22 protein-coding genes and 3 tRNA genes are annotated in these 24,263 nt (G+C 42.8%); 10 read left to right on the top strand and 15 right to left on the bottom strand.

Annotated elements, in window-relative coordinates:
* Positions 1-55 precede the first annotated feature (55 nt).
* The 3 genes from AXW61_RS15620 to AXW61_RS15610 are packed head-to-tail and all read left to right on the top strand — an operon-like array spanning position 56 to position 2,399.
* Positions 56-715 (top strand): SAM-dependent methyltransferase, encoded by a 660-nt coding sequence (locus tag AXW61_RS15620; RefSeq protein ID WP_171056730.1) that lies wholly within the window; start codon positions 56-58, stop codon positions 713-715.
* Positions 716-718: 3 nt separating this feature from the next.
* Positions 719-1,930 carry a TIGR03862 family flavoprotein gene (locus AXW61_RS15615; RefSeq protein WP_062035105.1) on the top strand — a complete coding sequence of 404 codons (1,212 nt, stop codon included), beginning with the start codon at positions 719-721 and terminating at the stop codon, positions 1,928-1,930.
* A gap of 58 nt (positions 1,931-1,988) precedes the next feature.
* The gene (locus AXW61_RS15610) at positions 1,989-2,399 is read left to right on the top strand and encodes a GFA family protein (protein ID WP_062035103.1); all 411 of its coding nucleotides are present in this window, start codon (positions 1,989-1,991) and stop codon (positions 2,397-2,399) included.
* Positions 2,400-2,457: 58 nt separating this feature from the next.
* Here AXW61_RS15610 and AXW61_RS15605 read toward each other — a convergent pair whose 3' ends face one another.
* Both AXW61_RS15605 and AXW61_RS15600 read right to left on the bottom strand, forming a co-directional pair.
* Positions 2,458-3,018 (bottom strand): hypothetical protein, encoded by a 561-nt coding sequence (locus AXW61_RS15605; RefSeq protein WP_062035101.1) that lies wholly within the window; start codon positions 3,016-3,018, stop codon positions 2,458-2,460.
* A 12-nt stretch (positions 3,019-3,030) separates the two neighbouring features.
* Positions 3,031-3,810, bottom strand: coding sequence for a class I SAM-dependent methyltransferase (locus AXW61_RS15600; protein ID WP_062035099.1), 780 nt, complete (start codon positions 3,808-3,810; stop codon positions 3,031-3,033).
* A 122-nt stretch (positions 3,811-3,932) separates the two neighbouring features.
* Here AXW61_RS15600 and AXW61_RS15595 point away from each other — a divergent pair, with 122 nt between their 5' ends.
* The 3 genes from AXW61_RS15595 (at position 3,933) to AXW61_RS15585 (ending at position 6,627) form a co-directional block, all read left to right on the top strand.
* A complete protein-coding gene (locus AXW61_RS15595; RefSeq protein WP_062035246.1) occupies positions 3,933-5,219 on the top strand; it encodes a hypothetical protein in 1,287 nt (428 codons plus the stop codon).
* Positions 5,220-5,352: 133 nt separating this feature from the next.
* Complete coding sequence (locus AXW61_RS15590; RefSeq protein ID WP_004692607.1) at positions 5,353-5,547, top strand: hypothetical protein; 195 nt, start codon at positions 5,353-5,355, stop codon at positions 5,545-5,547.
* 123 nt (positions 5,548-5,670) lie between these two features.
* Complete coding sequence (locus AXW61_RS15585; protein WP_062035097.1) at positions 5,671-6,627, top strand: 2-hydroxyacid dehydrogenase; 957 nt, start codon at positions 5,671-5,673, stop codon at positions 6,625-6,627.
* 50 nt (positions 6,628-6,677) lie between these two features.
* Here AXW61_RS15585 and AXW61_RS15580 read toward each other — a convergent pair whose 3' ends face one another.
* The 7 genes from AXW61_RS15580 to glyQ all read right to left on the bottom strand — a co-directional run bounded on the left by AXW61_RS15580 (position 6,678) and on the right by glyQ (position 13,142).
* Complete coding sequence (locus AXW61_RS15580; RefSeq protein ID WP_062035094.1) at positions 6,678-7,241, bottom strand: hypothetical protein; 564 nt, start codon at positions 7,239-7,241, stop codon at positions 6,678-6,680.
* Between the two features lie 167 nt (positions 7,242-7,408).
* Positions 7,409-7,930 (bottom strand): hypothetical protein, encoded by a 522-nt coding sequence (locus AXW61_RS15575; protein ID WP_062035092.1) that lies wholly within the window; start codon positions 7,928-7,930, stop codon positions 7,409-7,411.
* Between the two features lie 299 nt (positions 7,931-8,229).
* Positions 8,230-8,619, bottom strand: a complete 390-nt coding sequence (locus AXW61_RS15570; protein ID WP_062035090.1) for a hypothetical protein — start codon at positions 8,617-8,619, stop codon at positions 8,230-8,232.
* A gap of 58 nt (positions 8,620-8,677) precedes the next feature.
* Positions 8,678-9,292: a hypothetical protein gene (locus AXW61_RS15565; protein ID WP_062035244.1), complete on the bottom strand. Its 615-nt coding sequence runs from the start codon at positions 9,290-9,292 to the stop codon at positions 8,678-8,680.
* Positions 9,285-10,013 (bottom strand): adenylate/guanylate cyclase domain-containing protein, encoded by a 729-nt coding sequence (locus tag AXW61_RS15560; protein ID WP_062035088.1) that lies wholly within the window; start codon positions 10,011-10,013, stop codon positions 9,285-9,287. The genes AXW61_RS15565 and AXW61_RS15560 overlap by 8 nt, the downstream gene beginning before the upstream one ends.
* A gap of 70 nt (positions 10,014-10,083) precedes the next feature.
* Positions 10,084-12,153, bottom strand: coding sequence for a glycine--tRNA ligase subunit beta (gene glyS, locus AXW61_RS15555; RefSeq protein ID WP_062035086.1), 2,070 nt, complete (start codon positions 12,151-12,153; stop codon positions 10,084-10,086).
* The gene (gene glyQ / locus AXW61_RS15550; protein WP_010325817.1) at positions 12,153-13,142 is read right to left on the bottom strand and encodes a glycine--tRNA ligase subunit alpha; all 990 of its coding nucleotides are present in this window, start codon (positions 13,140-13,142) and stop codon (positions 12,153-12,155) included. Before glyQ ends, glyS begins: the two co-directional genes overlap by 1 nt.
* A gap of 260 nt (positions 13,143-13,402) precedes the next feature.
* Here glyQ and AXW61_RS15545 point away from each other — a divergent pair, with 260 nt between their 5' ends.
* Positions 13,403-13,816, top strand: coding sequence for a lysozyme inhibitor LprI family protein (locus AXW61_RS15545; RefSeq protein WP_062035084.1), 414 nt, complete (start codon positions 13,403-13,405; stop codon positions 13,814-13,816).
* Positions 13,817-13,926: 110 nt separating this feature from the next.
* Positions 13,927-15,024 carry an HPP family protein gene (locus tag AXW61_RS15540; protein ID WP_062035082.1) on the top strand — a complete coding sequence of 366 codons (1,098 nt, stop codon included), beginning with the start codon at positions 13,927-13,929 and terminating at the stop codon, positions 15,022-15,024.
* A gap of 95 nt (positions 15,025-15,119) precedes the next feature.
* Here the strand turns inward: AXW61_RS15540 and AXW61_RS15535 are convergent, their stop codons facing one another.
* Positions 15,120-15,395 carry a PspC domain-containing protein gene (locus tag AXW61_RS15535; protein WP_062035080.1) on the bottom strand — a complete coding sequence of 92 codons (276 nt, stop codon included), beginning with the start codon at positions 15,393-15,395 and terminating at the stop codon, positions 15,120-15,122.
* A 281-nt stretch (positions 15,396-15,676) separates the two neighbouring features.
* Here AXW61_RS15535 and AXW61_RS15530 point away from each other — a divergent pair, with 281 nt between their 5' ends.
* A complete protein-coding gene (locus tag AXW61_RS15530; RefSeq protein ID WP_062035078.1) occupies positions 15,677-16,321 on the top strand; it encodes a hypothetical protein in 645 nt (214 codons plus the stop codon).
* 143 nt (positions 16,322-16,464) lie between these two features.
* On the opposite strand, the gene AXW61_RS15525 is transcribed toward AXW61_RS15530, so the two are convergent.
* The 5 genes from AXW61_RS15525 to AXW61_RS15505 all read right to left on the bottom strand — a co-directional run bounded on the left by AXW61_RS15525 (position 16,465) and on the right by AXW61_RS15505 (position 22,438).
* Positions 16,465-16,540: transfer RNA gene (locus AXW61_RS15525), tRNA-Lys, on the bottom strand.
* 102 nt (positions 16,541-16,642) lie between these two features.
* Positions 16,643-16,718: transfer RNA gene (locus tag AXW61_RS15520), tRNA-Lys, on the bottom strand.
* A gap of 19 nt (positions 16,719-16,737) precedes the next feature.
* A tRNA-Lys gene (locus AXW61_RS15515) sits at positions 16,738-16,813 on the bottom strand.
* 130 nt (positions 16,814-16,943) lie between these two features.
* Positions 16,944-18,785, bottom strand: coding sequence for a long-chain-acyl-CoA synthetase (locus AXW61_RS15510; protein ID WP_062035076.1), 1,842 nt, complete (start codon positions 18,783-18,785; stop codon positions 16,944-16,946).
* 170 nt (positions 18,786-18,955) lie between these two features.
* The gene (locus AXW61_RS15505; RefSeq protein ID WP_062035074.1) at positions 18,956-22,438 is read right to left on the bottom strand and encodes an Rne/Rng family ribonuclease; all 3,483 of its coding nucleotides are present in this window, start codon (positions 22,436-22,438) and stop codon (positions 18,956-18,958) included.
* 757 nt (positions 22,439-23,195) lie between these two features.
* Between AXW61_RS15505 and AXW61_RS15500 the strand changes: the two genes are divergently transcribed.
* Complete coding sequence (locus AXW61_RS15500) at positions 23,196-24,134, top strand: RluA family pseudouridine synthase (RefSeq protein ID WP_004692575.1); 939 nt, start codon at positions 23,196-23,198, stop codon at positions 24,132-24,134.
* Positions 24,135-24,263 lie beyond the last annotated feature (129 nt).

The raw sequence follows: 24,263 nt of genomic DNA, 5'->3' as shown, positions 1-24,263 counted from the left end.
AATAGGCAAAAACGTTGGCAGTTGTTAGACTGATGCGGTTTTTTCTTAGTTTGATCTGATTATGCCGATTCGTCAATTTCAAGCCCAGCGTATGCATGCGCCTCGTGATTTTCAAATGATCAGTCCTGATCCACTGTGTGTGGAAATTGGGGCGGGCAAGGGTAAACATGCTTTATTGTTTACGGCCAATCATCCTGAGAAAAAGCTGATTGCGGTTGAACGTACCCGTGAAAAGTTTGTGGCGATGCAGAAACAACATAGCTTAGAAGGTCAGCAGAATTTACAGCTGGTACATGCCGATGCTTTACCGTGGGTGGTACATGCCTTGCAGCCGCAGCAGGTTGAACAGTTTTTTATTCTTTATCCCAACCCTGAACCGCATAATCCTGCACAGCGCTGGTTGAATATGCCGTTTTTTGAGTTTCTGATTTCACGTTTACAAGTGGGCGGACAAATTACGTTAGCCAGCAATATTCCTGAATATATCGAAGAAGCACAGCAACAGTTGATTGAGGTGTGGAAGTTACCATTTGTAAAAGAGCGTATTGCGGATAGCTCAGCGCGCACGCATTTTGAAATTAAATATTTAGAACGTGGTGAGCTCTGCCAACAGTTGATCATCACCAAACCTGAAGGTTATCGCACGCGCTTTGACGCGTTTCAGGCCTTGCAAGGTCAGAACCCGCAGGCGCAAGCTTCGGATCAAGCTGAATAAATCATGGCAAAGCGTATTGCAATTATTGGGGCGGGCCCAGCCGGTTTGATGGCAGCAGAAGTGTTGAGTCAATATGATGTTCAGGTCGATGTGTTTGAGCAAAAACCATCTGCTGCTCGTAAGTTCCTGATGGCGGGTAAAACAGGACTAAATATCTCTCATGCCGAACCTGTGGAGCAGTTTATAGGTCGTTATGATCAAGCAGAATGGTTGGCACCTTGGATTCGTAAGTGGGATGCAACATGGATTCAAGCATGGATGAAAGGTTTAGGCATTGAGTCCTATGTCGGAACGTCTGGGCGTATTTTCCCGATTGAAATGAAAGCCGCGCCTTTATTACGTGCATGGTTGAAACGTTTGGTTGAGTCAGGCGTCAAGTTTTACTATCGTCATCAATGCCTCAGCCTCAAAGAGCATAAGCTTGAAATCAAGTCTTTGCTTAGTGATCAAGCGCATAGCCAGAGCTATGATGCGATTGTCTTGGCTTGCGGAGCAGTGTCATGGTCTCAGCTCGGTAGTGATGGCGCATGGCAAAACTGGTTGGAGGCCGATGAAATTGAGCCTTTTCAAGCCAGCAATGCTGGGGTAGAACATGAATGGTCTACCTATATGCAACCTGTCTTTGGGCAGCCACTGAAACGTATCGCGGCATGGGTGGGCGATGCGGAAAAAAGTATGGGCGATATCGTCATCACCCATTATGGCCTAGAAAGTGGTTTGGTCTATAAGCAAGGTCGAGCGCTACGTGCACAGCAAAAACAGCTCCAACCTTTAGTGTTAACGCTTGATTTACTGCCAGATGTCACGGTACAAGAATTGGCTGTGCGTCTGAAACCCACAAAAAAACAGTCTTTAAGTAATGTTTGGCGTAAAGCTGGTTTAGATGCAGCTAAGGCGAGTTTAGTGCGAGAGTTGGTTGCAAAAGAACACTGGAATCACCCTGAACAATTGGCGCAGCAGGTGAAGCAATTACAGATTCCTTTAACTGGTTTTCGTCCGATTGAAGAAGCGATTAGTTGTGCTGGTGGTGTGCGCCGTGAAGGCCTAAGCTCGCAGCTACAATTAAAATCCAATCCTGCCGTTTTTTTATGTGGGGAAATGTTGGACTGGGATGCACCCACAGGGGGCTACTTACTCACGGCATGTTTTGCAACAGGGCGTGCCGCAGGTGAGGGTGTGATGCAGTATTTGAATGTGGCAAAAAAAATGCCGTAAGCGATGCATCTGAAAATCAGCTGTGCTAATTTGAATAAAAAATTCAAGGAGCATCATGATGTCGGATCTTCAGCAGTATGTGGGCAGCTGCCTATGCGGTGCAGTGACTTATCAAATTGATGGGCCGATTGGCGATATTATTCAATGCCATTGTCAAAAATGTCGCAAGGCCAATGGAACGGCATATGCAACCAATGCACCGATTGCTAAGGCGGATTTTAAACTGACCTCTGGTCAGGACGTTGTAAAAAAATATGCATCGAGTGCAGGCACAGAGCGTTGTTTCTGTGGCAACTGTGGTTCACCTCTTGTCAGTATTAAAGCTGAAACACCTGACTTTTACCGTTTGCGGATCGGCACTTTAGATACCCCGTTACAGCAAAAGCCGACGCAGCATATTTTTGTGGCGTCTCAAGCCGAGTGGGACAACATTTGTGATGCATTACCACAATATGCTGAACGCCCATAGTTAGAATAGATATAAGTAAAAGGGATCATCGGATCCCTTTTCTTTGTCTGCGATTGAGTTAGTAGCCTGTCGATATCGTATCTTGAGCTTTAGGATACTGCGACTGCCAGTGTTCAAGCTGCTCTTGAGCATGAATGAGCTCACCGAGGCCTTTCACGTTGTCATGTGGTGCTGCGGCTTTATCTTGGATGATTTTGGCTTGGCTGTCCCAATATTGGTACATCAGAGTTTGAATGTAGCGCCCTTGCTCTGTTTTTAAATCCAGTTCTTTCAGCATATTCAGTGCAGACTGAATATTGTCTTGTTGACGTGTTTTTGCAAATTCATCCGTGAGGGTTCCTGCCTCACGCATTTTCATGAGTTCATCTTCCATTTCATCACTCATGCTACTAAAGCGCTGGTCATAGTCGACCAAGAGCGCAATATCGTGTGGATCATTGGCTGTTTTAGCAAAACTTTTGATGGGTTCTGAGCTGAGTTCTTGCAGAATTTTATCATCGCTTGAAAGCGTGTCTTGCTCAGCAGATTGATTGGCTTTGTTACAGCCTGTGAGGGTTAAGCTGCCACCTAAAAGAAGCGGCAGTAGAACCTGTTTCAATGAAAGAGTATGTGGGTTCATATCGGTGTCCTATTATTCTGCTATTTTTTGAAAGTGATAGGCATAGGTGATGTAAGGAAAACTGATTTCGTCCTGTGGCTGTTTACCTGTGTACTGCAGCACAATTTGCTCAAACTGATGTTTTAAATCCTGCTGTTGCGCCTTAGGCATTGCGGCAATAAAGCTGGTCGAAAGGAGACGTTTTGAGACGACTTGTTCTACTGTACCTGTTTGCTGCTGTGCAAACTGATGCAGGCTTTTGAGTTGAAATAAGTGTTGATGTTCAAAGACTTTTTGCCACAATCCACTATGATAACGTGGAGTCCCTCCTTCTAAAGGAGCGAGTCGTTCTGCGAGTGCATTGACCCAGTCGACTTGAGTGTCGCGTTGGTTCCAGACCAAGCCCAAATGCCCTTGCGGTTTCAGGACACGATGGATTTCCTTTAAACTGTCCATGTTGGCAAACCAGTGGAAAGCCTGCGCAGATAAAACTGCATCGATACTTTGCGATGGCAGGGGAAGATGGTGACTAAAAGCTTGTAAAGTTTCCACCTGTGGATAGGCTAGTTTGAGTTGAGCCAACATTTCGGTGACAGGTTCGATGGCAGTGAGTTGTCCACTATGTGGAATCAGATAAGGCAGAAACTTACCTGTGCCCGAGGCAAGATCAATCACATGAGAATCTGCGTTTAAATGCAACTGCTCGGTGAGCCATGCATGGATCTCTTGTGGATAACTTGGACGCACTTGTTGATAAAGTTCAGCAGCTGCGCTAAACCCGTGTTGTGCTGCAGGATGGAGTAATTGTGTCATATTTTGCGCTTTTTTATCTGCTCTGCATCTATAAAATAACACATTTGGTTCGATGAAATCGCTTATGCTGTATGGAACGAACATGACCTCACTTTATAGGAATGAAATCTCTCAGCATGGACATGGCGAAACAAATTATTTTTGAAGACGAACAGATTCGTGTCATTTTTTTACAGGGTTCATCGGACGAACTTATTTTCTCTTTTGGCGACCTGATTACTCGTGCCAAGGGAACGTCGATCAATGCTGAAAAGTCGCTAGCAAAGTTTGGCTTTAATGTGGTTGGCATTATGCCGAAACAGAAGTCATGGTTTCCAGAGTCTTCGATGTTGGCGATGTTAGAGGCAATTCGCGCTTGGATTGCCCCCTTTCAAACCCGCATTGCCTATGCAGGGTCAATGGGTGGTTATGCTGCGATTAAATACTCTAAACTGCTTGGTTTTAAGCGCGTAGTAGCTTTGGTGCCGCAGTATTCGATTGACCCAGAACAGGTGACGGATAACCGCTATAACATGTTCTATCAGCCTGAGCTGAACCATGACATGCAGGTTCAGCCGAAAGATGTCTCGGCAGAGTGTGAATACATTGTTATTTATGACCCTTACTGCCCTGAAGACCGTGCGCATTATGAAAAATTACAAACGGTCGTGCCGAATCTGAATACCCTGAACTTACCTTTTACAGGGCATGATGCGATTGCGGTTTTGGCCAGTTCAGATTTGTTGCACGATTTTTTACGTCATGAGTTTGATGCGCCGTATTTTTATAAAAAAATTCGTGAAGTGAAAAAGAACAGCAAGTTTTACTATCGTAAAGTGATCGAAAACTTGTTGCCGCGTCATCGCTTTTCTTTGGGACGAATTCTGAAAAATAATGAGCTTGAGTTAGATGGTCAATTTTTTGATGCCAAGCTAAAACAAAGCATTATTCGCGAGTTACTCAGCAATCGACAAGTGAGCCAGACCGATCTGTTGAAACTGGGCATTCAGGTCAATTTACCGCAAGAAAATAGCTGTCAGTTAATGGATAGTTTTGGACATGGTTTAGTGTTTAATATGATCAGTCAAAAGATTGAAAGCTATGCACCAGATGCCATTGCGCTGAATCATAAGTTTCTGCTGCCGATTTTTGCCAAGGGCAATGGACTAGTACACATTTACTATAACGATATGCGCTATACCATCGTCATGAATGACAGACAGATCATGAAGTTGGTGCATGAACAAGCCGAATTGGGCGCTGGAATGCATCCATTGTTAATGAAAAAATACAGTGATTATTATCTGATTAGCTATAAGCAGTTTAACTTTAGCTGTGATGAATATGGTGGCTTTGATTTGGTCGAAGATATTCCAGAAACAGCGCAGTTTTTGGTGTCAAGCGATGCTGAGTCAGATGTGTTTCTATGATGCGTTTATGTGATGTATTCCTATAGGGCTTTGGTCTAAAGCTAAGCACTTGTTTTGCGCCCTATTTGGTTTAATATGAAAGTATTGTTTATATTTTAAACAATACAGATAAAGATCAAATAGGGTGGAAGCAATGCAAAGACATTGGTCGGCTGTATTTATAACATTACTGTTTATTTCAACCTCACAAAGCGTACTGGCACAAAGTTTAGACCCAGCTTATCTGACATTTGGTGGTGGCCTGATTCTCTTACTGATCCTGACGTTTTATGTGATTAAACAGATCAGTATTTCTATTCGTATTCATCGTAATAAGCCCGTTAAATAGCGGGCTTTTTTCTGTGTGTTGCGGCTATTTTTAAGTGGTGAAGACAGTGTTTACGTTGAAAAAAGGGGCTGAGTTAGTTTAAATAAGCGCTCTATCATTATGCAGAACAACTGGACGTGAGCAATGAAAGCCGTATTTTTAGATTATGCATCCTTAGATAAAAATGATTTGGACTTTCAAGCACTGCATGCTGTTTTTGATGAACTGATCCTTTACCCAAGTACCGATGCTGAGACGCTTGTTGCGCGTGTGCAAGATGCAGATGTGATTATTAGCAATAAAGTAATGGTGGATGCCGATACCCTAAAACAATGCTCTCAGTTAAAGTTGATTTTAATCTCTGCCACTGGCACCAATAACATCGATTTGCAGCAAGCCAAAGCGCAAGGTGTTGTGGTGTGTAATTGTCAGGGTTATGGCACGGCAGCGGTGGCACAGCACACTTTAATGTTGATGCTTAACCTTGCAACCTCCTGCTTGCAATACGAGCGTGCGGTGCAGCGGGGCGAATGGAATAAAGCTTCGCAGTTTTGTCTACTGGACTACCCAATTATTGAACTTTCAGGCAAGACATTGGGCATTTTAGGCTATGGAGAATTGGGGCAGGCGGTGGCTAAACTCGCTGAAGCATTTGGAATGCGAGTTTTGGTGGGCAATTTGCCAAACCGTCCACACGCTGACTCAACACGAGTAGGCTTTGATGACTTGCTGGCACAATCAGATTTTATCAGTCTGCATTGTCCATTAACCGATGATACTCGCGACCTGATTGATGCTCAAGCTTTTGCAAAAATGAAAAAAAGTGCCTTTTTAATTAATTGTGCACGGGGTGGAATTGTCAATGAAGCAGCTTTGGCAGATGCGTTAAAACAGGGTGAAATTGCGGGTGCTGCAACTGATGTATTGACCGTTGAGCCACCAAAAGAGGGTAATGTTTTATTGGATGCACATTTGCCGAATTTAATCATTACACCACACAGTGCGTGGGGCAGTGTCGACGCACGTCAACGCATGGTGCAGCAGTTAGTGGAAAATGCTCAAGCTTTTCAAACAGGGCAGCCAATCCGTCTGGTGAATTAAAGCAAATAATGACAACGAAAAAGCCCGTCAGATGATGGGCTTTTTTGCTATTAAAGCTTAGTCACTTTAATTTCTTCTTCTGCTTGAGCAGGTGTAAAGGAAGACGGTGCTTGGGTAATTGTGGGGTCATTTACTGTTTGGTGGACGACAGGCTGTGGAGATGAGACTGAAGGCACTTGAACCGCAGGAGCATCTACGGGTGCAGATGACGGTTGACTCAAGCTGCCTTGGTAAATGGGGGCAGGTTGATCCGTTTGACCAGTAATCACTTGCTTGGTTTCATGCAGCTTTTTATTCACATTTTGGGTAACTTGCTGTCCTGTTTCTTTGGCTTGTTCTGCGGTGTTGTTGGTGATGGTTTTTGCACTGTCTAAGGCTTGGTGTGCAGAAGGGCGAATTTTTTGGATGCCTTTTTCTGTTGCTGTCCCGACTTTTTCCGCCGTGTTAATCACACCTTCTTGAGTTTTATAAGCCCAGACATGAAAGATATTGGGGTTTTTACCATAAGGTGTAATTGGCTTTTGTGCTTGCTGAGTGGTGGTTTCTGTTTGTGCCCATACACCTGCTGTTGTCATTAAAAGAGCGCAGAAGAGTGTTGTTTTCATCATGTTCATAGAGCAGTGTACCTCTTGGGCTATCGTGCATAAATCAGCGTTTTAGCATAAAGCCTCTTTGTGTGAATTTCATGTGCTTGGTTGTAAACAAGCGTTGTGTGCAAACGTATATAGCTAAAAAAAGAGCCCAGCATGTGGACTCTTTCAACTCTGGAGGAGTTTAACTTCTACTTCGCACCAACGACAGCATCGGTCGATGAACCGACTTTGGCTTTAGCAACAGGTGTATCTAATTCCACTTGAGCCTGCCCATTTACGTCAGCATGTTTAGGTTGACCACTGACAGCCTGCTTAGTTTCCTGCCATTTTTGTTTGGTCGCTTGTTGGCCTTGTTTCGCTTTATCCGCTATATAGTGACCACTTTTTTTGGTGTTATGCTCAACAGAGTGTTTAACGTCACCAGCCTTATCTTTTACGACAGCAGATTTTTCAGCTGAAAATTCTTTGGTGTCTTGCCATTTTTCTTTGCTGAATGCTTTGGTTTTGTCGACACCATGCTCAACCGTTTCTCCTGTCGCATGCGCGGCATGTTTGACATCATGTTTTAAGTTTTGCAATACGCTTGGCTGCGAGGTTTGAACTTGAACATTGGCCGATGTATTGGCTGTGGTATTTGCAAATAGGGAAGTGGAGGCTAAAAGTGCAGTGGTTAAAGCCGAAGCGGTGAGTGTTTTTATTAAAACTTTCATCTTTGATTTTCTACCTCTTATGACAGAACCCGATGAGGAGTTCAGAACAGCAGTCATCATAGACAGAAATGAGCTCAAAAATAGCGTTTGATATGAAAGTCGCACAATGCGGCAACAGCGCATGAACAATGGGCTGAAAATTGTGTCGTTCGGTTAATTCATTAAAATTATGTAAGTTTATGCGTGGTCGTTGTTTTAAATGTAAAGAATATGGAGACTAGCGTTGAAATAAAAGATATGAAACAGAAGGTGTTTGAGAGAAAGTCATCACTGATGTTGTACCAGTGATGACGATTTGCTTAGTTACATTGCGCTAAGGCTTCTTTTGCAAAGTGATTACGTAGTGCGAGGAAGTTTTTCTGTACTTCTGCATCATGTAATTCAAATTTGGTTGCTGTACTGGTGCCATCGAGTGCAAAGGTTGCTGAGCCACCTGTGATGAGAGTGTAGTCACGGAACGCCCACTGTTCTACGACTTTGCCTGCTTTGAGGTTGCCGGTAAATTCGATGACGCACTTGTCTTCAAATTTGGTCAGTTTTGCTTTGTTATTGGTTGTGTCTGGATAAACTTCAATGTTTTGGACTTCTTGTAATACACCCGCTGTCAACTGTGGAATCGTTGGTTGAGATGTACATGCTGTAATAGAAAGGGCAGCAAAAGTAGCGAAAAGTACAGTTTTTAATTTCATAAGGTTCGTTCTTGTTGCGAGTTGTTAGGTTGAGTATAGGGGCTTGGTAGTTTATTGGCTATAACAAATAGTCTAAATATTGTTTAGGATGAAGGAGCTGTATGTGTTGATTTACGACGTCTACTTTTTTTGTATTTGGTATTGCAATAAAGCTGATTGATCCGACTATAATCAGTATGAAAATAAGAACTACTGCATGCTTCAAGCGGAAAATTTTTAGGTCACGAATATAGATTAACTTTAAATGTTCGAAAGCTAATTCTTTTGAGATATCTAAAGTTGTATCTTCAATTTCATTTTTATAGTCTTGAACTGATTTTTTAGAAAAATTATTGGTTCTCCAAAAAATATTGAATAAATTAAATTTGAATAAACCAGCATTAAAATATAGACCTTTTTGATCTGTACTATCATTGATATGCTTACTAGGGCTGTCGATTACCGAAAGTGCTAAAAGTAAAATGACTACTGTTAATAACCAAATAGCTAAAATGATAGTGGCTAGAGCTTGTTGCCACCATAGTTCATTTACAGTTAAAAATTTAAAAATCTCTCTTATTTGTGGAAAAGGAACAATGCAGCCAGCTAGTAATGCACCGATTTTAAAGTCGATTGCTCTTATGTTTTGTTGGGTATCTTGAATAGCAGAGTGAAGAAATTCAAATTTATCCATTTTTTTGAACCCATTCATTCATTTTACTATTGATAGTATCTCCTTCATAACATTCATATGTAGTATTCCAATTTAACCAATCCATCTTTTTTTTATTTTCATCCGTTAAGTTATTATAAAAAGTTTGACTGTACAGAGTTCTTTCTGAATCCGATCGATTGGCTTTTGAACATAGATCTGCAGTCTCGCCAACAAGCTTTCCTATCCAAGTCACTTCATTGATTCCACTGCCACTATATCCTGCTTTAATCATTAATACATCTGCATCGTGACAAGCAATACCTGCTTTTATTTCAGAATAATTTTTCTTTCTTAGTTTGACATTTAGAGTATCGATAATGGATGCAGCTTGTGCCGCCGTACTAAAAATACTATCAATATCACTTTTTTTGGGGCTGTTAAAAACACCCCATACACAATCGCCTTCGATATAAATTTCTCTTAATCTTGTATTACCATTAAGAATAGCAATTAGTTCTGAAATATAGCTTCTATATATTTTAGCAGTTACAGGACGAGTATGTTTTTTTGAAAACTCCTTAGAGCCCCTCATATCGATAAATATGGCTGAGCAAAAAATGTAATAGCCATTAGTAAAAGTTAGATTATCACGACTAGGTATTTCTTTTTTATCTTCATAATTATTATCAGAAGAATTTAGAATTTCATCTATTCGGTCTCGACTTTTTTCAAAATCATATGCTTTATAATTGGCTTGCATTATATTTCTCTTAAACAAAACCCCGCTAATTTATAGCGGGGTTTTGTTTAAAACTCAAGCAATCTAGACTTTAATGCTGCAACACCGAAATATCTGCAACACTGGTAAACAAATCACGTAACTGCGTCAGTAAACGTAAACGGTTTGCTTTCAATTCAGCATCATCAGCCATGACCATTACATTCTCAAAGAATGCATCAATTGGCGCACGAAGTGCAGCTAACTTAGAAAGCGCAGCGGTATAGTCTTTTGCAGCCAAAAGTGGTTGAACCACAGGTAGAACATTTTGAATCTCTGCATAAAGTGCTTTTTCAGCATCTTCAACCAATTTAGATTCGACAATTTCACCCGTAGGTGCAGCTTCTTTCGCCAAGATATTGGCAACACGTTTATTCGCAGCAGCCAAAGCAGCAGCTTCAGGTAAACTACGGAAATGATTCACCGCAGTTACACGCTTATCAAAATCAAGAGGTGATTTTGGAGAAAGTGCTTGAACTGCTTGAATCACATCAACGGCAACGCCTTGGTCTTCATATTTCGCACGGTAACGACCTTCAAGGAATGCAACAGCATCCGCCAAAGTCTTGTCGTGGTCTTTCAATACATCGCCATAAGCAGCCAAAGCAAGCTTGATCAATTCTTCAATTGAAATATCAAGATTATTTTCAGTCACTAAACGCAAAATACCAATCGCAGAACGACGTAAAGCAAACGGGTCTTTAGAACCTGTAGGCGCTTGACCTATACCGAAAATACCAGTCAACGTATCTAAACGATCTGCAAGGGCAATCGTAGTACCTGTCTTAGTTTGAGGTAAAACGTCACCTGCAAATTTAGGTAAATATTGCTCACCTAAAGCTTCCGCAACTTCATCATTCTCGCCTTCAATACGTGCATAGTAAGTGCCCGCAATCCCTTGAAGTTCAGGGAATTCGCCAACTAATTCAGAAGTTAAATCACACTTTGCAAGAAGTGCTGCTTTTTCAGCATCGGCAGGATTTGCACCTGTGATTGCAGATAAAGCCACAGCCAATTTAGCAATACGTTCAGATTTATTCCAAAGCGTACCTAACTGTGCTTGGAAAACCATATTGGCTAATTTTTCTTTACGAGATGCAAGCGGTTGTTTTTGATCTTGTAAGAAGAAGAATTCTGCATCAGACAAACGAGGACGTACAACTTTCTCATTCCCTTCAATGATTTGAGTTGGATCTTTAGACTCAATATTTGAAACAGTAATGAAATAAGGTTGAAGTTTATTGTCAGCATTCACCAAACAGAAATACTTTTGGTTGTCCTGCATCGTGGTAATTAAAGCTTCTTGAGGCACAGCAAGGAAGCGTTCTTCAAAGCTGGCACGAAGCGCAACAGGCCATTCAACCAATGCAGTTACTTCATCACGTAAATCAGTAGGAACGATCGCAATCGCATTCACTTCATCAGCAAGTGCTTTGACTTGTTGATCAATGATCGCTTGGCGTTCTTCAAAATTTGCTACAACTTTTGCAGCACGAAGTGCATCTAAGTAAGCATCTGCATTGGCTAAAGTAATCGCTTCAGGTGCATGGAAACGATGACCATAAGTCACATTACCTGCTTTATGATCCTGAATGGTTGCATTAACCACATCATTGTCTTTTAACAATACAACCCATTTTACAGGACGAACGAATTCGGTACGGCTTGCCGCAGAACGCATACGTTTTGCAATTGGAAGGTTATCTAAAGCAGTTTGTAAAATTTGTGGTAGTAAAACGTCAAGACTTTGACCTTTCACATCTTTTAGGTAGCAAACTTTTTCAACTTTACCGGCTTGGAAAGTTGAAACTTGATCCGCAGTAATGCCTTGACCACGCATAAAGCCTTCAAGTGCTTTGGTTGGCTTACCTTCAGCATCATAAGCAGCTTGTACAGCAGGGCCGTCAAAACGTTTTTGAGTATCTGCTTGAGCACCATCTACATTGATAATTTTCAATGCCAAACGACGAGGCGCTGCATAGGCTTCGATAGAATCAAAAGCTAAACCTGCATCTTTTAAGCCTTTTTCTGTTTCAGCTTGCAATGCATCACGTAAAGTTTTTAAGCTTTTTGGTGGAAGTTCTTCACAGCCAAGTTCAAATAAAACTGTATGTTTAGACATTATTTGTTCTCCGCTGATTTTTCTGCTTGAGCCGCTTCTGCTTCAACCTGAGCTTTCAATTGAGCTAAAACTTCATCACGTAAATGTGGTTCTGCCATTGGGAAACCAAGCTTGGCACGAGCCGCCACATAGCTTTGTGCAATTGAACGTGCCAGAGTACGAACACGTAAAATATAGCGTTGACGCTCGGTTACAGAAATCGCACCACGTGCATCGAGTAAGTTAAAGCTGTGTGATGCTTTAATGACTTGTTCATAGGCAGGAAGTGGTAATTCTGCTTCAATTAAACGAGATGCTTCGGCTTCATAGAAATCGAATAATTCAAACATTTTGTCGACTGGTGCGTATTCGAAGTTATAGGTTGATTGCTCAACTTCATTTTGATGGAATACATCACCATAGGTCACAGTACCAAATTGACCTTTGGTCCAAACAAGATCGTAAACAGAATCGACACCTTGTAAGTACATTGCCAAACGTTCAAGACCGTAAGTGATTTCACCTGTTACTGGGTAACATTCAACACCACCGACTTGTTGGAAGTACGTAAACTGAGTCACTTCCATACCGTTGAGCCAAACTTCCCAACCTAAGCCCCAAGCGCCGAGTGTTGGAGATTCCCAGTTGTCTTCTACGAAACGAATATCGTGAGTGAGGGTATCAATACCAATGGCTTTTAACGAGTCTAGGTAAAGCTGTTGGATATTATCTGGGTTTGGTTTTAGTACCACTTGGAATTGGTAATAGTGTTGCAAACGGTTTGGGTTTTCACCATAACGACCGTCTTTAGGACGACGTGAGGGTTGAACGTATGCTGCGTTCCAAGTTTCAGGCCCAAGTGCGCGTAAGAATGTTGCAGTGTGGAATGTCCCTGCACCCATTTCCATATCGTAAGGTTGTAAAATGACACAACCTTGTTCAGCCCAGTAGTTTTGTAAGGCAAGAATTAAGCCTTGGAATGTATCAATATGCGATATGGCGCGACTCATGCAGCATCCATTATAAATATAAGAAAAAATTGGTTCTAAGTATAAGGATTTTGCAGGGGAGTGGCAAAGGGTTCAGCAGGATTCATTCATTTAAAAATTTAACTGTGGTGGTTGCGTGAGAGAAGTCAGATAGCACGATTTTTGTATGTTGAAAAAGATTGAGCTGCGTGTATTACATAGACAGTCTATTCTCTGGTTTGAGCCAAATTGCCCGAGTTTGCTATATTAAATTTCTGCACAATAAAACCAAGAGCACCCCCATGCCAAAATTTTATCTTCAGATCCTTGTTCTGCTGGCTACGTTCAGTGGAGCGGTTCACGCACAGCAGCAAGAGGCCGAGCCAGATATTTATAACCAATGTGTTGAGCAGACCATTCAGGCTTTACAGCTTGTCAGTATTAACAATAGTGTGGTGGAGATCTGTTCAGAACGAGCCAAATACCTTGATGAAAAGAAAATCGTATCATTACTTGATCAAATACGTGTGCAAAGTCAGCAGGATAGCCAGCCAGAACGTTATCAAGCCATTTTGAAATCACAACGCTTGTGGAAAGCCTATGTTGAGCAAGAGTGTGATAATGCAGGGCAGTATGTTGGATCGCCTATGTATGCTTTTTGTCCTATGCAGCAGTATGCCGAACGGGTTGTACAGTTACAGCAATTCGTTCACTAAAGGATTCAGTAGAATTACTCATAAAAATAAGATGTAAAATAGATGCATCTTATTGGTGAGACCACGTATAATTTTGCACCGGTTAAGTGCGAAAAAGTAGAAGGGTGGCTGTGTTTCATATGCAACTTGAATGGTTAAATACCTTAAAACCAAATTTTAAAGTGTTACCGCTAAAGGAAAGAATGCTCTGTGGTTTAGGTGCATTGTTGGGATTAGCACTGTCTTCACTCATAAGTTGGTGGCTTTTGGGTGGGATCAATGCATGGTATATCGCCCCGATGGGTGCGTCCTCGGTATTGCTTTTTGCCGTGCCAGCCAGTCCTTTGGCTCAGCCATGGAATATTGTGATTGGGAATACGATTGCAGCCGTGATTGGGGTGACCTGTGCACTCTATATTTCAAATTTGACCGAAGCATTTAGCATTGCTGTGGCTTTGTCGATTATTTTAATGATGACGACAGATTCTTTGCATCCACCGAGTGGCGCTGTGGCGATTACAGCAGTGTTGGGAGGTGAGACGGTACACGAGCTGGGTTATCAGTTTGTATTTTATCCTGTTTTACTCAACTCGATCCTGCTCCTTGTGATTGCGATAGTGTTCAACCGATTGCTCGGGAAACAATACCCAACTGTGGCACAAGTCAATACGCGTAGCACCGACCCGACTCCAACCCAGAAGGTTACGATTCAACCTGAAGATATTCATCAAGTTTTAGCCCAAGAAACACAGTTGCTTGACATCAGTGAATATGATTTACAAAAACTGATTTTAAAAGCCCAAGCGCAAGCCGATACTCGCTTTCATCTAGACCTACGCTGTCGGGACATTATGAGTAAAGATGTCCTGTGTTTATATGAAGATGAAGACATTCAAGTCGCTGTGGAAAAATTTAAACAGGTCAATCTGATGAGTTTACCTGTGTTAAATCGAGCTGAACAAGTATGCGGCACCTTGGCTTTATATGAAGTGGTGGAGTGGTTCCAAAAGGCGACGGATTTGCGTACCTCTTGGCAAGATCAAGTCAAGCACATTATGAAACGTCAGGTGGTCACGGTACAGCCGGATCAAGAACTACAAGATTTGATTCCGTACTTTGTTGAACGTTCTTTTAACTATATTCCTGTGGTTGAAAATAAGGCTTTGGTCGGCATCATTAGCCGTGCCGATATGATTGCAGCGTTGTATCGTCTGTTACAACATCACTAATTTATGTGAGTGTCATAGGCAAAAAAAAGCTACGACACTTTGGGGGAAGTTGTCGTAGCATAAAAAGAAACTTTTTTGAGACGAAAGATGTGCGCTTATGGGTTGCGATGATCTGGATTAACAGTACGTATCGTATTGCTATAACCCGATCGAGCCTGTGGAGAATGCTCGATTTGGTCTTTTTGTTTCGGCATCACCAACCAAAGAATCAGGTAAACCAAAATTCCAGGGAATGCTGCACTTAACAGTGAAATGGTGATGAAAACAATACGAAGTAAATTTGCGTTCCAACCAAAACGTTCAGCAATACCACCCATCACACCAGCAATCATGTTTGAGCGGTTTGAGCGATATAAACCAACATTGGCCATCTAGGTCTCCTTAAAAATTAAAATCTGAGTGGCTTTATGCACTCATAATTTAAAAATGGAGATGGAATTAAGTTTTTAAAGGTGACGGAGCTAATTAAAAAGTAAAGTTATGTAAAGAGATAAAAGCTGGGGTTTTGATCAGGACTAAAATGTGCTCTATTTGGCGTTGAGCTAGCTGCTTAAAGTCAGCAAGTCATTTGAATCCGAGAAAACACCAGGGGTCAGGATGGAATATTCGTGATGATTATGGAGATTAATCACGTGCAGGAAGTGAGTGTGGAATGAAGTTGAAACGAAAGCATCAGGGTTTGATTGGCGCATTACTGCAAGGAGCGGTGGTGCTAATCGGTGTATCGTTAGCTGGCTGTGATGGTGGGCTGTCGGAGGCGTCACAACAACATGAAAATAGCACGGTAGAGGATGCTGCTGTTACGGCTGAGTCGGGGAAGAAGCTGACTGAGGTGGCAGGACGGGCAACCATGCAAGATGATTCGGAGTATGCACCTCGTAAGCTGGATATTGGTGAACAGCAGTTTATTGGGCGTTATCGCACACAAATTCAATGTGATGGTTATTTTTTCCCTTGTGAAACGGGGAAGGCTGATTTTATTCTCAATTTTTTACCTGATGGTACGGTGCATCGCAGCATTGTGCGTTTGGGTAAGGTCTTTTCAGAAAAACAACGCCCTGGCTTTTCAAACTTAAGTTATCGCCGTGATACATGGACCATGAATAAAGAGCGAACAGAGTTGATCGTGCATCGTAAAGAGGGGATTAATTTTTATTATCGCGTGGTGGATTCGCAAACGCTGCAAATGGATTTGGATAAAAGTAATAATCTAGATGCCACTAACCAAAAATTGTATGCACGAGGTTTTCCGAAATTAGAGCGTGCGTATACATTAAAGCGTGAGCCTAATTCATAGTTAAAATGGAATTGTGCAAAGCAACAGAATAAGACTGAAGAATAATAATAGTGAAGAAATGAACAGCGTGCGAATTTTATGACTTAAATAGCGTGTCGCTAAATAAATGTCATATCAGTGCAATTAAAGAGGATTTAAATAAATGGTGGGTCGTCCGCGATTCGAACGCGGGACCAACGGATTAAAAGTCCGCTGCTCTACCAGCTGAGCTAACGACCCTGAGCAAGGTGTGCGAAAGAGTATTCGCTGAAAGTTTAAAAAAGAAATTTTTAAAGCATTCGAACCTGAGCAGGTTTGTAAAATTAGATTTTACAAGAAAGATGGTGGGTCGTCCGCGATTCGAACGCGGGACCAACGGATTAAAAGTCCGCTGCTCTACCAGCTGAGCTAACGACCCATCAAGGGTATCAAAGGAATGGTGGGTCGTCCGCGATTCGAACGCGGGACCAACGGATTAAAAGTCCGCTGCTCTACCAGCTGAGCTAACGACCCATATCATTTGATGGAGCGTATTGTAGCAAGATATGCATCGAGCGCAAGTAAAAAATCGCAAACTTGTTGATGTTTGATTATAAATACAACAAATTTGCGATTAGGTAGCTAAAAAACAAGCAATTCGCGTTTAGAAGCGATATTGATAGGCTTGAATGTTATCAAAGACTTGTTGCGTTAAATCTGCATAGGCACTGCTGTTGGGTAACAGGACCAGCAAGCGTTCATCCGTTTTTTTCGGGTCAAAGGCTTGTTCTTTGAGCTTGTTCTTTTGGTATTTAAACGTTCCTGTAGTTTCAACTTGCTTTTGTACGCGTAAGAAAACGGGTACAGCATAGGCAGGCAGACATTTTTTAAAGCTCACGAGCATTTGGGCTAAATCCTGCTCATTCAATTCAGCGCCGTCTGCCAGTGTAATCGCAGCCATCCCCGCTCGGCCATTGGTGTTCGGAATTTCGACACCATAAACCACGGCTTCGGTGATTTTGTCATATTCACTAACCATGTTTTCAACTTCAGTCGTGGACACATTTTCGCCTTTCCAGCGGAAAGTGTCGCCTAAGCGGTCGACGAATTGGGCATGACGGAAACCAATGTCGCGGACTAAGTCCCCTGTGTTGAAATAAGCATCGCCGGACTTGAAGACATCTTTAAGAATCACTGATTTATTTTTTTCAGGGTCGGTATAGCCATCAAAAGGGGAGCGGCGGGTAATTTTACCAATCAATAAACCAACTTCGCCTTTTTTGACCTTGATACAGCCACCTTTGGCATCATAAACAGGCGCATTTTTTTCTTTATCAAACTGGATAATGGCATAAGGCGTAGGTGAAAAGCCGACAGTGTTGTCAAAGTTGAATACATTGCTAAAGCCGACATTGCCTTCACTCGATGCATAAAGCTCTAAAATTTCTTCAATACCAAACCGCTGTTTGAATTTGTCCCAAATATTCGGACGCATGCCATTGCCAATCATTTTGGTGACACGGTGGCCTTTTTCTAACGCTGAAGGTGATGCATCCATGAGGTAGCGACATAATTCACCGACATAGCCAATAGCTGAGGCATCAAACTTTTGCACATCTTTCCAAAAAGCAGAGGTGGAGTATTTACGGCGCAAAGCCAAGGTGCCCGCACCCGCAATCACGCCACACCAACACACCACAATGCCCGTTGCATGGTACAGCGGCAGGGTGACATACATCACATCGTCTTTGCCGAGGTTGAGTACGTGCCCGTAGGTTCCATAAGCCAACGTCCAGCGGCTATGTGTGAAAATAACGGCTTTAGGTAAACCGGTTGTGCCTGAGGTATAAATATAAAACAAGCCATCTTTACCCAGCACACTGTGTGTGGTTGGGGTATTGAATTTGGCAAAGGCATCAATTTTTTCAGCAAGGTTACTGAAACCTTGTGGTGCAAGGCCTGCATCTTTTTGGGTTTCTTGGTCGGCAAACCAATAGAAACGATCCGTAGAGAGATTTAAATCATGACGGATTTCATCAACTGCGGTACGACATTCTTCACCCACGATGACTGCGATGGGTTTGACCAGATTAATACTATGCGCCAGCACTTTACCGACTTGAGAGGTATTGACTAAAGCTGCAGTAACGCCAATTTTGGCAAGTGCAATCACGGTTGCAACCAATTCAGGACGGTTTTCAATTATCACTGTGATGACATCACCCTTTTTTGCCCCGATGGATAAAAAATAATGCCCGATTTGGTTTGCCCATTCATTGAGGGCTTGGTAGCTAAATTTTTGCTCTTCAAAAAGCAAGGCCATACCGTGAGGGTTGCGCTTCACTGCTTTTTCAAAAGCAATTCCGAGGCCTGCTGGAGTGTTTGGGGTACGTAAATATGCTTGCTTTAATCCACTGAGTAAGTTGGGAACTTTACTGATGAATTGAGGAAGTTTTGCTGCAACGTCAGTAATACCAATGAGGTCATGTGATGGGTGTTGGCTCATATGAATCCTAATTATTTTATGCAATCCAATGCGTTTGAATAGTGCTCAGTTTCTACACTTGTTCTTTTAATCGTTTCGGTCTAGTGCAATCAACCTAATCTGACGAAAATAACAAAAAAACCTAGCCACTGACATGACTAGGTTTTTAAAATTTATAACTCTAGGGCGAATTACGATTCAGTCGGGCTCGCTTTTTTCGGTGGACGACCGCGTGGACGACGTGGGCGAACTGGCTTGTCTGAGTCTGATTTATCTGACTCGTCCGCAGCTGTTTCCGTTACAGTTTCAGTCGCTTCTACTTTTTCAGCTTGCTTTGATGCTCTAGGTGCTTTGGCTTGAACTGGAGCAACAACAGCTTCTACTTCTTCAACCGCAGCTACATCTGCCGAGCTTTTCACTTCACTGCTTTCAACGGCAACAGGCGCTTCGCTTTCTGTTACAAGAGCAGGCTCGTTTTCCTCTGGAGTTACAGCAGGTGCAGCTTCAGCAGTAGGCGTTTCTGCAACAATCGCTGTTTCAGGCGCTGACGATTCAGCAACAGGCGCTGTTTCGCGTGCTTGTTTAGCTTGTTCAGCAGCAAGTTTAGCTAGACGACGACGCTCACGCGGGTCATTTGCAACACGTTGTTCAGATACAGGTGCAGGCGGTGTCAGGTCCAATACTGGAACTGGCTCTGCTTCAGGCTGCGCTTTTGTGATTTCAACATCACGGGTGACCGGTTTTTTCTCTGCTTCAACAGCAGGCGTTGTCACAGTTTTGCTCAACGTTGCTGCATACTCTTCAGTAAATTTCTGAAGGGCACGGTTGAAGGTTGGAATTAAACCAAACTGCTCAATCAGCACTGAACAGTCTTCACCATAGACATGGCGAATCAAGCTGCTGATGGTGTACTGACCTAAAGTTGGCACCTGTGAAGGTGTTAGTTTAGGTGTTTCAGTTTGCTGTGTGTGTGCAGCGCGTTGTTGGCGACGGCGTTGGCGTGGGTCATTGCTGGCACGTTTTACGCTTTCACGTGGTTTTTGCTCTGCGTGTTGTTCAGCAGGTGCTGCAACAACTTCAGTTGCTTTCTCCTGTACCACTTTCTCAGCTTTTACTTCAACTTCTGCTTTCGCAACAGCCGCTTGCTGAGGCTTGGTTTCGGTTGCAGTGTGTGCAGGCGGAGTTAATGCCACGATTTCACTTTGCGCTTGATCGACATTGACCACATGGGCTGTTGTGATCATTTCTTGACGCGGTGCTTCAATCAACTCAACTTTAACTTGAGGTTCTTGAACCACAGCTGGCGCTGCTTCAGTGGCTTGCTCATTCAGGACACTTGGGTCGCGGTGGCGATTTGGGCGCTCTGGACGAGGTTGGTTACGGCGGTCACGACGTGGCATTGCATTTTGCTGTTCGTTTTGAACATCAGTGTTTTGCTGTTGCTCACCGTGTTGGCGACGTGATGAACGCTTGTTTTCACGCGGTTCCTGACGTTGCTGTTCACTGCGCTCTGGACGGTCTTGACGTTGTTGTTCACTGCGCTCAGAACGCTGTTCATGACGCTCTTGACGTTGTGGTTCATTGCGTTCAGGACGTTGTTCATAACGATCTTGGCGCTGTTGATCTTGACGAGAGACCTGCACAATTTCTTCATGAACTTGGTTGTCATGTTGCGCATTTTGCTCACGTGACTCTTTGTGCTTATTAGGGCGCTTTTTGTTGTGGCGTGTGCCGCGTTCTTCTTTCTCTACATGCTTATCTTCACGGTGTTCAGATTTTGCATGAACAGGTGCAGCGCTCATGTAGACATTGTTGCTTGGCGCGACAGGTGCCACAGCAGGCGTGCCAACTTGACCAAACTGACCACGGCTCACTGCACCACCATTTACCATTTGCTCAATGGCAGCAGCAGCATTATTTGCAGAGCGTGATTGATCGACAGTCGCGGCTTGTTTTTGTACAAACAAGTTTTCTAACCATGCACATGGGCTACTTGATGGTGCAGCTTGAACAGGGGCTTGTTGAGCAACTTGTTGTTGTGGCGCGTTGTTACGTGGTTTTTTGTTGCCTTTTTCTTGTTGTGCAGGCACAGGAGCAGCATGTTGATGCACATGATCTGCGCCATCTAAATGCCATTCTGATGACTCGTAACCCAACTCTTTTTCGCTTGAACGTGTTGCTTCTGTGCGTTCATAGCTGGTTGGTGCAAAGCCTTCAGGGTTATACGAAATTTCGTAATGCGGTGTTTCTAAGTGTGGGTGCGGAAGCACAGTCACACGAACACCTGAGGTTTGTTCGAGGTAAACCAAAGTGTGACGTTTTTCATTCAATAAGAATGCTGCAATTTCAACTGGAACCTGTACTTGAACTTCACCATGACGTTCACGCAGCGCAATTTCTTCTACTTTACGCATGATTGAAAGTGATAATGAACGCAAGTCACGCACCATACCTGTGCCATGACAGCGCGGGCAGACATAACCTGTTGCTTCTTCAAGCGAAGGGCGTAGACGTTGACGGCTCATTTCCATCAAACCAAAACGAGACAATTGACCGAATTGGATACGGGCACGGTCGCTTTGTGTTGCTTCGCGAAGTTTCGCCTCAACCATACGTTGGTTGCGGTCTTTGGTCATGTCGATAAAATCGATTACGACCAAACCACCAATGTCACGTAAACGCAGTTGACGTGCAATTTCTTCCGCTGCTTCAAGGTTGGTATTGAGCGCTGTATCTTCAACGTCACTACCACGGGTTGATTTTGCAGAGTTAATGTCGATTGACACTAATGCTTCGGTTTGGTCAATAACGATTGAACCGCCTGAAGGAAGTTTAACTTCACGTTCATAAGCCGTTTGAATTTGGCTTTCAATACCAAAATGCGCAAATAACGGTTCATTTAGCGTATAAGTTTTTAGCTTGTCGATTTGACGAGGCATGACTGCTTTTACGAAGTTATAGGCTTCGTTATAGGCTTGCTCTGAATCAATTAAGATTTCAGCAACATCATCACGTAAATAATCACGAATCGCACGCGTCACCACACCCGCTTCTTGGTGAACCAACATTGGTGATGGACCAGAACTTGCTGTGTTTTGGATTTGAGCCCAAAGATCAAGTAAGTGCTGTAGGTCGAGTTGTAATTCTTCTTGAGAACGGCCAATACCCGCAGTACGTACAATCACGCTCATGCCACGAGGTACATTTAACGATGCCAACATTTCTTTCAATTCTTCACGTACTGAACCTGAAATTTGACGGCTAATACCACCACCTTTCGGGTTATTTGGCATGAGTACCAAATAGCGACCAGCTAAAGAAATGAAGGTAGAAAGGGCAGCGCCTTTGTTACCACGTTCTTCTTTTTCAACTTGAACCAAAAGCTCTGTGCCTTCAGTGATCAATTCGCGAATGTTTGAAGTTTGGCGTGGGTCTGCTTGGTAATATGAATTTGCGATTTCACGCATAGACAAGAAGCCTTGACGTCCCGCACCATACTCAACAAAGACGGCTTCTAAAGAAGGCTCAACGCGAGTCACGTGACCTTTATAGATATTGGATTTTTTTTGTTCACGGGTACGATTCTCTAAGTCAAAATCGTAAAGACGCTGCCCAGTGACAAGTGCAACGCGAATCTCTTCTGCATGTGTTGCATTAATCAACATACGTTTCATGGGTGTAACACCTAATAGTGATACACAGCAAACTATCGCTAAACACGTAGCGAACATCAAACATCACGGACCAATTTTGCTCAGATCTCAAATAAACCGATTGTGGTCTGAGTTTTATTACCTGCCTTTTTGATCGGCTTCGGTTTTGATTCACATATTGATGATGGCAATACGGCTTCAATCTTTAAACGATTAAAGTCTCCTGCGCGTTTCACTGGCGGACAAGCGGTGCATTGGATGTAAGTAACTTTCACTGTCACATTTGCTCGAAGAGCAACCCTTCTTTTTGGATAGGGTGTCTTGATACGGAATTATCATCGTACCTTTACAACTGAACAGATCCATATGCATCAACGCTGTGGCCTGAATACGACATCAGGGAGCGACTAATCTGATGTATATCAGTTTACGTTTAAAAACCAACCTTCGTTGGTCACATATTTTTTTGGGGCAAACTGATTTATGTGCAGATGCACAATTAAACCTAACAGTTTGCTGTTTTGCCGATATAATAAGCCTTCGGCGTCGGCATAATTCTTTTGGGACCGTTCCAAGCTGAGTTGAGTTATTTTCTTAACTATTCAATTTAAAATTGAAATGATTAAGCTTTTGACTCACTTATGGTGGTATCCGTGCGCTGACTATATCAAACCTTGTACCATCTGCCTATGGGCTAAGCTAGTCTTTCTTGTGTAAAGCATAGCCTAAATGGTCATTTTTTATTCAAATTCCGTATTTTTTAGGTCGCAGTAACTGTATGAATTCTACCCAACAATGGCAAAACGTGACGTGGTTTGAAGTGGACGAGCATCAAGCAGGGCAACGGATTGATAACTTTTTATTTAGCCGTTTAAAAGGTGTGCCTAAAAGTCGTATTTATCGCCTGATTCGTGAAGGTCAGGTTCGCGTGAATAAAAAGCGTATAAAAGCAGAAACTAAGTTGTCTATTGGTGACCAGATTCGTGTGGCCCCGATTCGCTATGAACAAAAAGATGAAAATGCGGCGCCTGTTTCTGACAAAGTAGCACAGAGTTTACTCAGCCGTGTGGTGTATGAAGATGAGGGCTTGATGGTTGTCAATAAGCCATCTGGCATTGCCGTACATGGCGGCAGTGGTGTGGCTTATGGTCTGATTGAAGGCTTACGTGCGGCAACAGGTAAGAAATACTTAGAACTGATTCATCGTATTGACCGTGATACCTCAGGTTTGGTGATGATTTCTAAAAAGCGTAGTGTGTTAAAAAGCTTACAAGACATGCTACGTGAACACAAAATTAAGAAAACTTACGCCGCTGTAGTCAAAGGTGTGGTGAGTTTAGACAAGCAGTTAATTGATGCGCCTTTACACCGTTATGAACTGGCCAATGGTGAACGTCGTGTGCGTGTGTCAAGTGAAGGTAAAGAGTCTAAAACGCAGTGGAATGTGGCTGAACGTTTTATGCATGCAACCTTAGTTTATGCATCACCACTTTCAGGTCGTACCCATCAAATTCGTGTGCATGGTTTAAGCATTGGTCATCCATTGGTCGGTGATGATAAATATGGTCATGAAACAGAATATAAAGGACCGAAACCGCGTCGTTTATGTCTACACGCAATGCGTTTAGACATCCCAGGTTATGCGCCGATTGAAGCGCCTTTGCCTGAAGATATGCAGAGTATTGTTGCGCAGTTAAGAGCTCAGAAGAAGGACTAAGTCTTTTCCCTTTCATTTTAGAAGAGGTGATAAAGCCATGACTTTTGTTGGTTGTGATTAATTTAAAAGGATGCTGTATTGGTCATCTTTAATTTTAAAGATGCAAAGTAACAAAAATCTTTTGTTGAG

The sequence above is a fragment of the Acinetobacter sp. BMW17 genome, from assembly GCF_001592855.1.
In the GTDB taxonomy this organism is placed as follows: Bacteria; Pseudomonadota; Gammaproteobacteria; order Pseudomonadales; family Moraxellaceae; genus Acinetobacter; species Acinetobacter johnsonii.
This window is presented reverse-complemented; position numbering and strand designations above follow the sequence as displayed.